Source organism: Amycolatopsis tolypomycina, assembly GCF_900105945.1.
Classification (GTDB): Bacteria; Actinomycetota; Actinomycetes; order Mycobacteriales; family Pseudonocardiaceae; genus Amycolatopsis; species Amycolatopsis tolypomycina.
Genome location: NZ_FNSO01000004.1, coordinates 4,795,758 through 4,807,645 on the forward strand (window position 1 = coordinate 4,795,758; position 11,888 = coordinate 4,807,645).

At 72.0% G+C, this 11,888-nt stretch carries 12 protein-coding genes and 1 pseudogene; 3 read left to right on the forward strand and 10 right to left on the reverse strand.

Annotation, left to right across the window (positions count from 1 at the left end; translation table 11 throughout):
- Positions 1 to 10: 10 nt before the first annotated feature.
- The 7 genes from BLW76_RS31575 to BLW76_RS31605 are packed head-to-tail and all read right to left on the reverse strand — an operon-like array spanning position 11 to position 7,180.
- Positions 11 to 1,234: a 2-hydroxyacyl-CoA dehydratase family protein gene (locus BLW76_RS31575; protein WP_091314281.1), complete on the reverse strand. Its 1,224-nt coding sequence runs from the start codon at positions 1,232 to 1,234 to the stop codon at positions 11 to 13.
- Positions 1,231 to 2,241: a 2-hydroxyacyl-CoA dehydratase family protein gene (locus tag BLW76_RS31580; RefSeq protein ID WP_091314283.1), complete on the reverse strand. Its 1,011-nt coding sequence runs from the start codon at positions 2,239 to 2,241 to the stop codon at positions 1,231 to 1,233. Before BLW76_RS31580 ends, BLW76_RS31575 begins: the two co-directional genes overlap by 4 nt.
- Positions 2,238 to 3,476 (reverse strand): CaiB/BaiF CoA transferase family protein, encoded by a 1,239-nt coding sequence (locus tag BLW76_RS31585; protein ID WP_091314285.1) that lies wholly within the window; start codon positions 3,474 to 3,476, stop codon positions 2,238 to 2,240. The genes BLW76_RS31580 and BLW76_RS31585 overlap by 4 nt, the downstream gene beginning before the upstream one ends.
- Entirely contained in the window at positions 3,473 to 4,612 is a 1,140-nt protein-coding gene (locus BLW76_RS31590; RefSeq protein WP_091314287.1) for a CapA family protein, read from the reverse strand. Before BLW76_RS31590 ends, BLW76_RS31585 begins: the two co-directional genes overlap by 4 nt.
- Positions 4,609 to 5,394, reverse strand: coding sequence for an amino acid ABC transporter ATP-binding protein (locus BLW76_RS31595; protein ID WP_091314288.1), 786 nt, complete (start codon positions 5,392 to 5,394; stop codon positions 4,609 to 4,611). Before BLW76_RS31595 ends, BLW76_RS31590 begins: the two co-directional genes overlap by 4 nt.
- Complete coding sequence (locus BLW76_RS31600) at positions 5,391 to 6,266, reverse strand: amino acid ABC transporter permease (RefSeq protein ID WP_341866515.1); 876 nt, start codon at positions 6,264 to 6,266, stop codon at positions 5,391 to 5,393. The genes BLW76_RS31595 and BLW76_RS31600 overlap by 4 nt, the downstream gene beginning before the upstream one ends.
- Positions 6,263 to 7,180: a transporter substrate-binding domain-containing protein gene (locus BLW76_RS31605; RefSeq protein WP_091314291.1), complete on the reverse strand. Its 918-nt coding sequence runs from the start codon at positions 7,178 to 7,180 to the stop codon at positions 6,263 to 6,265. Before BLW76_RS31605 ends, BLW76_RS31600 begins: the two co-directional genes overlap by 4 nt.
- A gap of 196 nt (positions 7,181 to 7,376) precedes the next feature.
- Between BLW76_RS31605 and BLW76_RS31610 the strand changes: the two genes are divergently transcribed.
- On the forward strand, positions 7,377 to 8,354 hold the full coding sequence (locus tag BLW76_RS31610) for a PaaX family transcriptional regulator (RefSeq protein ID WP_091314293.1): 978 nt from the start codon (positions 7,377 to 7,379) through the stop codon (positions 8,352 to 8,354).
- 78 nt (positions 8,355 to 8,432) lie between these two features.
- Here BLW76_RS31610 and BLW76_RS49995 read toward each other — a convergent pair.
- Together BLW76_RS49995 and BLW76_RS31625 are read right to left on the reverse strand one after the other, a co-directional pair.
- Positions 8,433 to 8,582, reverse strand: a pseudogene (locus tag BLW76_RS49995) (TetR/AcrR family transcriptional regulator C-terminal domain-containing protein); the annotation flags it as partial.
- A 259-nt stretch (positions 8,583 to 8,841) separates the two neighbouring features.
- Positions 8,842 to 9,426 carry a PadR family transcriptional regulator gene (locus BLW76_RS31625; RefSeq protein WP_091314295.1) on the reverse strand — a complete coding sequence of 195 codons (585 nt, stop codon included), beginning with the start codon at positions 9,424 to 9,426 and terminating at the stop codon, positions 8,842 to 8,844.
- Positions 9,427 to 9,512: 86 nt separating this feature from the next.
- Between BLW76_RS31625 and BLW76_RS31630 the strand changes: the two genes are divergently transcribed.
- Positions 9,513 to 10,304 carry an SGNH/GDSL hydrolase family protein gene (locus BLW76_RS31630; protein WP_091314297.1) on the forward strand — a complete coding sequence of 264 codons (792 nt, stop codon included), beginning with the start codon at positions 9,513 to 9,515 and terminating at the stop codon, positions 10,302 to 10,304.
- Positions 10,305 to 10,349: 45 nt separating this feature from the next.
- On the opposite strand, the gene BLW76_RS31635 is transcribed toward BLW76_RS31630, so the two are convergent.
- Positions 10,350 to 11,141: a hypothetical protein gene (locus tag BLW76_RS31635; protein ID WP_091314299.1), complete on the reverse strand. Its 792-nt coding sequence runs from the start codon at positions 11,139 to 11,141 to the stop codon at positions 10,350 to 10,352.
- Positions 11,142 to 11,534: 393 nt separating this feature from the next.
- Between BLW76_RS31635 and BLW76_RS31640 the strand changes: the two genes are divergently transcribed.
- Entirely contained in the window at positions 11,535 to 11,834 is a 300-nt protein-coding gene (locus BLW76_RS31640; protein ID WP_143060719.1) for a hypothetical protein, read from the forward strand.
- Positions 11,835 to 11,888: the final 54 nt, after the last annotated feature.

The following is an 11,888-nucleotide window of genomic DNA, read 5'->3' on the forward strand; positions in this document are numbered from 1 at the left end:
CTCCGGACGGTCAGGACAGTTCGTCGAGCCACGCGGTCATCCGCGCGGTCAGTCCGTCGCCGGTGCGGGCGTCGACGTTGTCGGCGTGCAGTTCCAGCACCGGGATGCCGGCGGCGCGCAGGGCGCGGGTGGTGAAGTAGCTGCCGCGGGCGTCGTCGGAGACGAGGTGCACGACCCCGTCGACGCCGTGCAGCCGCGCCTCCTTGACGTACCACTCGGCCGACCACGGCGGGGTGTAGAGCTGGTCGCCGAAGGCGGCGAACCGGGCGGCCAGCGCGCGCAGCGGGTCGTCGCCGTAGCGCAGGTAGCCGTCGGCGGCGATGGCGAGGTACATGGACCAGACGAACACCGCGCCGTGCGACTCCTGGAACCGCCGGTAGAACTCGAGGTCGAACCACAGGCCGCGGCCGATCCACATCAGCCGCAGCCGCTCGCCGGGGCACACGGCGACACCGGCGTCGACCCGGTCGCGCACCTCGTCGTGGAACGCGCGGGCGGCGTCGCGCGCCCACGCCGTGCCGCGGTGCCACTGGGGCACCATGACGCTGGGGATACCGTCGGTGACGGCGATCGGGCACGGCCGGGCCGCGGCGATGAGGTCGCGGGTGCGCCGGTTCCACTCCTGCTGCTCGTTGACCAGGTCCAGGACCTCGCGGAACCGGGTTTCGGAGAACACCCGGCCGGTGGTCTGCTCGAGGAACCGGATGAGCCCGGTCAGCTCGCCGGTCAGCAGGTCGAGCCGGTCGCGGCCGATCGCCTCCTCCCAGCGGTACGGCATGAGCTCCCACCACCGCTCGGGGACGGCGTTCTCCGCCGCACTCTCCAGCGCGTAGTAGGTGACGCCGGGTTGCGCGTCCCAGACGTCGAAGATCTTGCGGGCCGCGTCGCCGGTGGTCTCGCCGAGCACGATCGACGGCTTCGGCAGCCCGCCCCACGGCGCCTGCTCGGGGTCGTCCTCGAACGCCGAAGCCAGCGAAGTCGCGCTGTACTGCTCGATGTAGTCGGGATACCCGCGCTCGCGCAGCAGGCCGAGGTACCGCTGAGTCTGGCGTTTCGCCGCGACGATCGAGGCCCACCACTGGTTGACGACGTACGGGATGTCCATCGCCCGGAAGATCTCCTGCGGCGCGTCCGCGTTGACCAGTGCCAAGGGACCATCGGCCTCGCGCATCCGGGCGAACCACTCACGCTGGTAGGCCGTCGCGGTGGTCGCGGACGCCAGCCGGGCGGTCACGCCGCCGCTCCCACCGGGACCAGCGCCGCCAGCGCCTCGGGAGTCAGCTCGCCGTACGGCTGCCGCTCGGCCAGCACCGCGGGCAGTCCGGTGGCCGCCCGCTGCTCCGGGAAGTCCCAGGGCGGCGCGTCGTCGTGGACGCGGGCGTAGGAGAACAGGACTTCGGCGCCGCACGTCCGGGCGGCCGCCGCGGTGTGGGCGGCGCGCTGCCGGATGGACGCGCGGGGCGCGGCCGGTCCGTTGTGCTGGTAGCGCTCGGCGAGCGCGAGTTCGGTCGGCGCCGCGCAGGTGCGGGCGAAGAGCAGCTCACCCCAGTCGTGGTCCTCCCCCACGACGAGGAAACCGTTGCGCTCCAACGTTTCGTACACCGCCGGGTGATCGTGGGAACTCCCGGTGAGGAACAGCCGGACCCCGTCGGCCTCGCGCGAGCCGGCCGGCACGCCTTCGACGAGCGCGGTGGCGTCGGCGACCGGCAGGGTCGTGGTCGCGGCGACGACCTCGAGGAACCGGGTGCCGCTCAACCGGTTCTCCCGGCGCAGCGCGGCGAGCCGGCCGAGCGCCCGTCGCAGGGTGTCGTGGGCGGTGATGGCCGCGGCGAGGTCGTCGTCGCCGATGGGCCGCCACCGGCCCAGCCACTCGCGCAGCTGGGCGATCTTCGCGTGGACGTACCGGGTGGTCGTGTGGTGCGGCAGGTGCAGGACGTCGACCAGCCGCACCGGCGGCAGCCGCAGCTCCGGCTCGACCCGGTGCAGCTCCCGCAAGGCGTAGAACAGCCGCAGGGAGGCCTCACAGTCGCGGGAGACGACGATGGCTTCCAGCGGCCCGTAGTCCCCGGTGAGGATCCGCGTCAGGACCGACCGGGCGACCGGGTCCACGCCGCGGCCGAGGTAGCGGTCGCCCAGCGCGCTGTCCTGGTCCGGCTTCCCGGCCAGCCGCAGCGGTCGCAGCCCCGCCGCGGTGATCAGCTCGACCGGGACGTCCGCGCCGACGTACCCGACGGTGCTCAAATGACCGCCTCCGCGACGAGGTCCGCCAGCTGCTGTTCGGTGTAGCCGAGCAGCTCGCGGTAGACGTGCTCGTTGTGCTCGCCGAGGGCGGGCGCGGGGCGGTCGAGGGCGACGCGGGCGGCGGAGAACCGGATCGGCACCCCGGTCCCGGCCAGGTCGGCGACGTCCCCGTGCCGCGGGTGCCGCAGCGGCACGACCTCCTCGCGCGCCAGGACCAGCGGGTCGCGGACGGCCTCGCGCGGCTCGCGGACCTCGGCGGCGGGCACGCCTTCGGCGGTGAACGCGGCGAGGATCTCCGCCAGGGGCCGGGTCCGGCACCATTCGCGGATGAGCCCGTGCAGCTCGTCGGCGGCGCGGACGCGCTGGTCCCGCGTGCGGTAGCGGTCGTCTTCGGCCAGTTCCGGACGGCCGATGGCGCGCAGCACGCCGTGGGCGAACGCGTCGGTCGGCGCACAAAGGGCGACGTACCCGTCGAGAGCCGGCAGGATCCCGAACGGCGCCAGCCGCGGCACCATCGACCCGGTGCGCTGCGGCAGGCCGACCGCGTCGAAGGCGTCGAAGGGCTCGCACGCGACCAGCGACGTCAGCGCGCCGAGCATCGACACGTCCACGTGCTGGCCCTCGCCGGTGTGCTCGGCCTGCAGCAGCGCGGAGACCGTGCCGACCACCGCGAACAGCGGGGCGAGGAGGTCGCCGATCGGCAGGCCGAAGCGGACCGGGCCCTCGTCGGGCTCGCCGGCGGTCATCATCACCCCGCTCAGCGCCTGGATGATCGAGTCCATCGCCTTGCCCGACCCCGGGCCGCCCTGGGCGCCGAACCCGCTGATCGAGGTGTACACCAGCCGTGGGTTGACCTCCCGGACCCGGTCGTAGGAGATGCCGAGCCGCTCGGTGACGCCCGGGCTGTAGTTCTCGACCAGCACGTCGGCGTCCCGGACGAGGTCGGTGAAGACGGCCCGCGACCGCGGGTTCTTGAGGTCGAGGGTGACGCTGAGCTTGTTGCGGCCGCGCAGCAGCATCGACACCGACAGGTCGTCGTCGTGCCGCCGGGCGAGGTTCAGCCCGTCGCGGCCGACGTAGGGCGCGTTGTTGCGGGAGGAATCCCCGCCGGTGGCCGGGTTTTCGACCTTGATCACCGTGGCGCCGAGCCCGGCGAGCAGCAGCGTCGCGTACGGCCCGGCGAGCGCGGTGGTCAGGTCGACGACGGTGCGGCCGGCCAGTGGCTGGTCGGTCATGCGGGAACCCCCTCGGTGAGATCGACGAGCACTTCGGTGCCGCGGGCGGTGAACCGGCCGTTGAGCCGGGCCCCGCGGGTGATGTCCTCGACGTATTTCGTGACGGCCTCGCCTTCCGGGGTGCCGCCGACCGGCACCGGACGGCCCCGGTCGTCGATCCAGCAGGGCACGAACCCGGCTTCGCGCAGGCCGGTCTCGTCGAAGCGGCAGAAGGCGATGGCGGTGTTGCGGCTTTCGGGGTGGAACGGGAAGAACGGCATGTCCGGATCGGGCGCGAAGCCGTACAGCTTCGTCCGCCGCTCGGCCCACGCGCGCAGCTCGTCGGCGCCCACGCCGGCCCCGGGCGTCAGGGCGTGGGTGACGGTGACGAAGTTGCCGAGGCCGTGGAAGATCGGCCGTCCCCGGTGGACTTCGACGCCGCGCATGATGTGCGGGTGGTGGGAGAACACCGCGTCGGCCCCGGCGTCGACCGCGGCGCGCGCGACCGGGCTTTCGTACATCGCGACCACCACCGGGGTGTGCCCGACGCCCTTGTGCAGCGACACGAGCACGACGTCGGCCTCGGCGCGCAGCCGGCGGATGTCGTCGGCCATCGCCTCCAGGCTGTCCGGATCGGCGAAGGTGTAGATCTTCGGCGGCCCGCCGGGGCTGGCGTGGTCGAGCTCGTAGTGGGTGAGGACGTGGACGTACGCGCAGCCCGGCTTGCGGGAGGTCGCCCACGAATCACGCGGCCCGACGCAGTTGTACGACAGCACGCCGATCCGCAGGCCATCGCGTTCGACGATCGCCGGGCGCCGTGCTTCGGCGAGGTTCGCGCCGGCCCCGGCGGTGGCCAGCCCCGTCGCCCGGGCGTGCGCGATCGTGTCGGCCAGGCCCTCGTCGCCCGCGTCGCAGATGTGGTTGCCCGCCAGGGTGACCACCGCGAACCCGGCGTCCGCCACCGCTTTCAGCGCGGCCGGGTCGGCCGGCGGGGCGGGGACGTCCGTGCTGCGCTGGACGGTCGTCGTCGAGTGCGGCACTTCGACGTGCCCGATGGCCAGGTCCAGCCCGCGCAGCACCGGCGCGGCCGGGGCGAGGAACGACTCCGGATCCGGCTCGTCGAGGATGAGGTCGCCGACGGCGCCGACAGTGATCACGAAGCACTCTCCTTTTCGGACCGGTGACGGGACAGGAAAGCCCGCAGCCGGTCGGTTCGCGGCCGGGCGAACAGCTCGTCCGGCGGGCCTTCTTCGACGATCCGGCCCGCCTCCATGAACACGCACCGGTCGGCCACCTCGCGGGCGAAGGCCATCTCGTGGGTGACGACGACCATCGTGGTCCCGGCCGCGGCGAGGTCGCGGAGCACGGCCAGCACCTCGTCGACCAGCTCCGGGTCCAGGGCGCTGGTGGGTTCGTCGAACAGCATGATCCGCGGCCGCACCAGCACGGCCCGCGCGATGGCGACCCGCTGCTGCTGCCCGCCCGACAGCTGCCGCGGGTAGTGGTCCTCGCGGCCGGCCAGGCCGATGCGCGCCAGCAGTTCCCGGGCTTCCCGCTCCACAGTGGACCGATCGCGCCGGTGGACGCGGATCGCGGCGTCGGTCACGTTGCGCAGCACGGTGAACTGCGGGAACAGGTTGAACTGCTGGAAGACCATGCTCATCCGGCGCCGCTGGGCGGCGATCCGGCGCTCGTTCAGCGCACGCAGGCCGCCCGGCGCCCGCCGGTGGCCCAGCAGCACCCCGTCGAGGTACATGGCCCCGCCGTCGATCGGCTCCAGCTGGTGGGCGCAGCGGACGAGCGTCGACTTGCCCGACCCCGACGGCCCGATCACGACGACCGTCTCCCCCTCGTGCACGTCCAGGCTGACCCCGGCCAGCGCGGTCACCGCGCCGAACTCCTTGCGGACGTCGCTGATCCGCAGCACCGGGGCGCTCACCGGACACTCCGGTGGCCGCGCGAGAACCGGCGTTCCAGGCGACGCTGCCCGGCGGTCAGGAGGGTGACCACGACCAGGTACCAGAAGCAGGCGACCAGCAGCATCGGGACGATCTCGTAGGTGCGGTTGTAGATCACCTGCACCGAGTGCAGCAGGTCCGCCATGGCGATGACCGACACGAGCGCCGTTCCCTTGAGGACGTTGATGAACTGGCTGCCCGCGGGCGGGATGATCACCCGCATGGCCTGCGGCAGCACGATCCGGACCAGCGTCTGCCCCGGCGGGTAGCCCATCGCGCGGGCCGCGTCACGCTGGCCGGGGTCGACCGAGGACACCCCGGCCCGGAAGATCTCCGCCAGGTACGCCGACTCGACCAGCGACAGGCCGATCACCGCGGCGGTCAGCGGGGTGATGACGCTGTTGGCGTCCCACGTCCCGAAGACCGGCCCGAAGGGGATGCCGAGGGACAGCTTCGGGAGCAGGTAGGCGAGGTTGAACCAGAAGATCAGCTGCACCAGCGGCGGGATGCCGCGGAACAGGCCCACCCACAGCGTCGCCACCCACCGGGCCGGGCCGAAGCCGCTCAGCTGCATGGCCGCGACCACCCCGCCGGCCAGCGAACCGAGGACCATCGCCGCGACCGCGAGCAGCACGGTCGTGCCCAGGCCCGCCATGACGCTCTTCTCGAACAGGTACTTCGCCACGACGTCCCACTGGAAGCGGGAGTTGCCGACGAGGAACACGACCAGCTGGGCGCCCAGCAGGGCCAGGGCGAGCACGAACAGCCAGCGCAGCGGCCGGAAGCGGGTCCGCGACGCGGCGACGTCGTCGGGCGCCGTGGTCGATTCCTCCACAGTGGACATGGCGGTCATTTCGCGGACGCCACGTCGAACAGCGGCTGCGGGACCGTGACCTCGTCCAGGCCCCACTGGTGCATGATCCGGGTGTAGGTGCCGTTGCGGAACAGTTCCTCGAAGGCCTTCTGCAGCACCGGGCCGAGCTTCAGGGACTTCGGCGTGTAGAGCGCCAGGTTGTCCTTCGTGGCGCCCTGCTCCTCGGTCTGCGTGACGTACTCGTACTGGCCCTTCTGCTGGGTGGTCACGTCGATCGCGGCGGCCTGGGTCATCCCGGCGGCTTCGGCGCGGCCGGACTTCGCGGCCAGCAGCGTCGCGTTCGTGTCGTCGAGGCCGACGACCTGCACGGCCGGGCGATGTTCACGCTCACAGAAGGCGGACAGCTTGGCCAGCTGGTCTTCCACCACGCTCGCCGCGACCACCGCGACGCGCTTGCCGCACAGGTCGGCGGCCTGCTTGATGCCGGCGGCGGAGTCCGCGGGGACCACGTAGGAGGTGCGCGTGGTCATCCAGGTGACGGTGTCGAACTGCTTCTCGCGTTCGGCGGTGGCCTTCACCGGGCCGTTGAACGCGTCGTACCGGCCGCTCAGCATGCCCTGCAGCGCGGCCGGGAGACCGCTGACGATCGCGGTTTCCGTACGGACGCCCAGGAGCTGGCCGAGTGCCTGCTGGAAGTCGTGGTCGATGCCGGTGACCGTCTTGCCGTCCGGGCCGACCGTGCGGTACGGCGGGTGCGAGTCGCCGGCGAAGCGGAGGACGCCGGCGTCCTTGACCGCCTGCGGCAGCTGGTCGTGCAGCGCCGGGACGGCCGTGAGGGCCGCGGCGCCGGGCGCGGAGGCCGCGCCGTCGTCGACGGTGCAGCCGGCCAGGGCCAGGCCGGCGACGGCCGCGGCGAGCGTGCTTCGACGCCATTGACGAAGTGAGGGACCCATGTCGTTTTCTTCCTGCGGAGGCCGTCCGGAGCGGAGGGCGCGGAAACCTGGGAGAACGATTGGTTGCTATCTGGGCGCCGATCGTCGCATGATGTGTCGCGTGTTTCAACCCCTCGCTCCACCCCGCACGGACGGCACTGCCACCATGGACCCCCGCGGCGCACCGGCCGCCGATCCCGGAGGAGACAGGCGCGCGATGACGGACCCGCTGCCCCGCTCCCAGCAGGGAGCCGAACCCCAGCTGCTCCTGACGTCCCTGCTCGGCGACTTCTGGTACTGGCGTGACGAGCACATCCCGTCGGCCGCGCTGGTGCAGTTGCTCGGCGAGTTCGACATCAGCCCGGCGAGCGCCCGTGCGGCGATCCGCCGGCTCGCCGCCCGCGGCCTGCTCACGGTGTCGCGCAGCGGCCGGACGACGGCGTACGGCATCCCGGCCCGCACGTCGGAGGTGATCATCGAGCGCACCCACCGGATGCTGACCTTCGGCACGACCCCGCCGGACTGGGACGGGCAGTGGACCGTGGTCACGTTCTCGGTGCCGGAACAGGACCGCGGCCTGCGCACGGCGCTGCGGTCGCGGCTGCGGGTCCTGCGCTTCGCCGCGCTCTACGACGGGGTCTGGGTCAGCCCGCACGACCTCGCCGAAGCCGCCCTGGCGGCACTGCGCGAACTCGGGCTGCGCAGCGCGACGGTCTTCCGCGCGACCGAGCTCCCCGGTTCGGCCCCGGCGGCCACGGCTTTCGACCTCGAACCCCTCGCCCGCGAGTACGAGCAGTTCGTCACCCGCTACGAACAGGTGCTCTCCGGCCTGGAGGCCGGTCTCATCAGCCCGGCGCAGGCGCTGCGGACCCGCACCGAGCTGCGGGTGGACTGGCGCCGCTTCCCGGAGACGGACCCCGACCTCCCCGCCGAGCTGCTCCCGGCCGGCTGGGCGCGCGACCGGGCCCAGAAGGTGTTCCTGCAGATCTACGACCGGCTCGGCCCGCTCGCCGAACAGCGGTTCCGCCAGGTACTGGCGGACACCGACCCGGCACTGGCGGAGCTGTCGTCACACCACGACTCGGTGGAGGTGGCGGCACTGTTCGCCGAGCTCGGCGACCGCCACCCGGCGGGCGACACGCCGTTCGAGCAGGCCGCCGAGGCCCGCCGCCTGGACGACGCGCGCAAGCGGTAGGAGAGCCGCCACCGACGATTCCGGCCAGTTCAGCTCCCGAACGCCTTGAGAAACGTCCCCGCGGCAGCGGGTACCGAGCCGGGATCGGGTGTCCAGGCTGCCGGTGAGCAGGGTGGCGAGCTGGGTCGCCGCCATCTCCGGGTTGTCGATCCGGAGGCCGCCGGCCAGCGACAGCCGGGCGAGCCGGTCGGCGAGCACCTGCGTAACCCGGCGCGCGACGTCGTCCATTCATCGGCGTCGACGTCTCGGCGGAAACCCTGCGCGAGTGCGCGAAGCAGGTGGCCGCCGCCCGGGCGGACTGGCCCTGATCCAGATCAAGTACGACGCCGGACGCCGGCGCACCAAGCCCCGCCGCCGCGCCTACCGCTCGGGACTCGCGGAGATGACCACCTACCCCATCGACGGCTTCTGGCAGCTGGCGCAGCGATGCGGGCTGACGCCGCAGGCGGTTCACCTTGTCCCGAAGAACGAGCGCTACGCGTACTTCTCAAGACCGCCGGCTGACAGCGGCCCCCGGCCCCGCCGCCCGGTCACGCAGGAGTGCGGCGGCCCGCACACACCAGTCGTGGTGTTCCTGCTCGAACCGCCGGCCGCGCAGGCACGTCAGGTAGGGCCCGATCGGAGATCCGTGACGCAGGTAGGTCTCCTCGTCGAGATCCCCGCGGTAACGCCGCAGGATCTTGTCGAGGATCTCCACCTTGGCCGCGGCGGCCGCGGCACGGTGATCCAGCTGGGCGATCACCGGTGCCGCGTCGACGTGGTCGACGGCCTGGACCTTGACCAGCAGCTCGTCGCGGATGAACGACGGCTTGCTCACCGCGGCGGCGAAGTGCGCCAGTTCGGCGAGGCCGGCTTCGGTGACCATGAACAGCCGCTTGTTGGGACGGCTTCGCTGGACCACCTCCCGGCCGCTGATCAACCCGTCCTTCTCGAGCTTGGACAGCTCCAGGTAGAGCTGTTGCGGCCGGGCGTACCAGAAGTTGGCCACCCCCACGTCGAACGCCTTGGCCAGCTCGTAGCCGCTGTACTCGCCGGACAGCAACGCCGCGAGCACAGCATGCCGCAGACTCACCGGCGCATCTCCTCCTCGTCGACCATGGGGACACGCCCATCATAAGCATGGTTATGATTAGTCATCATTATGACTAGGAGGATGGCGTGACAGGCAGCGGCAAGTACCTGCGCTACGTCGCCTTGGGTGACAGCCAGACCGAAGGCGTCGGTGACGGTGACGACATCGTGGGCCTCCGGGGCTGGGCCGACCGGCTCGCCGAACGCCTCACCGTCGACAACCCCGAGCTCCAGTACGCCAACCTCGCCGTCCGCGGCCGCCGCGCGGACGAAGTCCGGGCCGGGCAACTGGGGCCGGCTCTGGCGCTGCGTCCCGACCTGGCCACCGTGGTCGCCGGAGTCAACGACCTGCTCCGGCTCCGAGTCGAAACCGCCACGGTGGCCGCCCACCTGGACGCGATGTTCGCCGCGCTCACCGGCGCCGGAGCCCGCGTGGCGACCGTGACCTTCCCCGACCTCACCAGGATCATCCCCCTCGCCCGGCCGGTTCGTTCCCGCATCCTCGACATCAACGACCGGATCCGTGTCGCGGCCGACCGGCGCGGAGTCGCCGTCGCGGAGATCGCGCTCCACCCCTCCGTCGCCGACCGTCGCTTCTGGAGCGAGGACCGGTTGCACTGCAGCCCCCTGGGGCATCAACTGATCGCCGACGCGGTCGCGCACGCCCTGCAGGTGCCGGGCAGCGACGATTCCTGGAACGAACCTGCACCGCCGTTGCCCGTTCCCCCGTCGACGCGGTGGCGCGCCACCGCCGAACTACGGTGGGCAGCCACCTTTCTCGGCCCGTGGCTCGGCAGGCGCCTGCGCGGCCAGTCGTCCGGGGACCAGCGCACGGCCAAACACCCTCAACTGCACCGCATCGAAGACCGCAGAGCTTGACGTGGCGCGGGTCAGCTCGACGACGCCCGTCCCGATCGTGCGGGACTACGCCGGGTTCTCCGCGACGGCGAGGTAGTCCGTGTAGATCTGCGGCGAGCCCGAGAACGAAGCCAGCTGCTTCCACTCCTCGTACATCTGCTTGGTGTCACGGTGGGCAGCCGCGAACACCGCGGCCTCGCCGGTGGCGATGTCGGGCTCGGGGTAGAAGACGTCCAGCGCGTCCAGGCTCGCGATCTCCATCATCATCACGTACTGGTCGAGGCGGTTGCCCCGCTCGCCCTTGAGCACGTGGAACCGCCAGTCCGGGTAGTCGTCGATCCGGTGGTGGTTCTCGGCGATGAAGCGGTCGAACACCTCCTCGGTCACCCCGGCGCGCAACGCCAGGTTGTGGATCCCGACGACCCGGGCGACGGACTCCTCCCCCGGACGGTCGCGGTAGCGGGGACCGGGCGTGACCGTGCTCCGCGGATTGTCGGCCAGCAGCCGGTAGTCGGTGAACAACGTCGGCAGCTCAGCGTAGGTGCCCAGCTGCCGCCACCGCGCCAGCACCGCTTCCGCCTCCGGGTGCCGCGCCCAGAACTGCCGGGCCGGCTCGGTCTGCTCGCCCCGGGCCGTGACGTAGCGGTCGCGCTGCTCGGCGCTCTCGATCTCGAACAACATCAGGTACTGCCCGGTCCGCTCGCCCCGCAACCCGCGCAGCAGAGTCCACCGCCACCCCGGGTACAAGGGCAGGTGAACGCCTTCACCACGCACGAAGGTCTCGAACTCCTCCGGCGTGACACCAGCCTCGGTGTCGATGGCGATGTACTGGAAAGTGAACACCGACGAGCGTCCCATTGCGTCCAATCCTCGAGCCGGGAACGGGAACCCGCGTCCGACGAGCACGACTCCCCTGCCCGACATCCTGCCCGCTCCAGAGCAACGGGGCACGCGAGCACTTCCCGCCGGACGCGATCCGGCGGGTCCGTCACCCGGAGTTCCGGATCTGAGGCGTTACGAGCCGGCACCCGGCGCCGGCCGAAATACGGCCGCACCTCGACCACCCGCCGCGGCAGGCAGCCGGCGGGCGTGGCGCAGTGCCAAGGCCGCATCACCGGAGGAAGTGCAGCCAGCAGGTACTCCGGGGGCAGCTGGAGCTGGAAGAGTTTGGCCACCACGTGCGCATCGCCCGAGAAAGTGCCTGTCCACCGCCCCGGGGCGCCGGTGCGGGTACCGCGCAGACTGCCTTCGATGCCGAGGATCTTCTCCGACTGCAGCCGCACCACGGGAGTGAACCCGGTGCGCAGCGGGGGGTTCACCTCGGTGTCGTGGTGGCGTTCGGACAGGTGCGGGCCGTACTGGCGGACCATGGTCGTCCGCCGCAGGTGGGCGGTCCGGTACTGCAGGATCCCGGTGGCGAAGCCGACCACGATCATCCAGAGCAGCGCGGTCGCGCCCAAGGTGAGCCAGCCCGGCGCCACGGGCGACAGGGCGGCCACCATGCGCCGCGCCTCGCCGGGCGCAAGCGCCGATTGCGGGAAACGCCCGTGACGGGTCCGGCACTCCTTGTAGTCTGGACCGGGTGGAGCAACCGAGCGGGTGAGG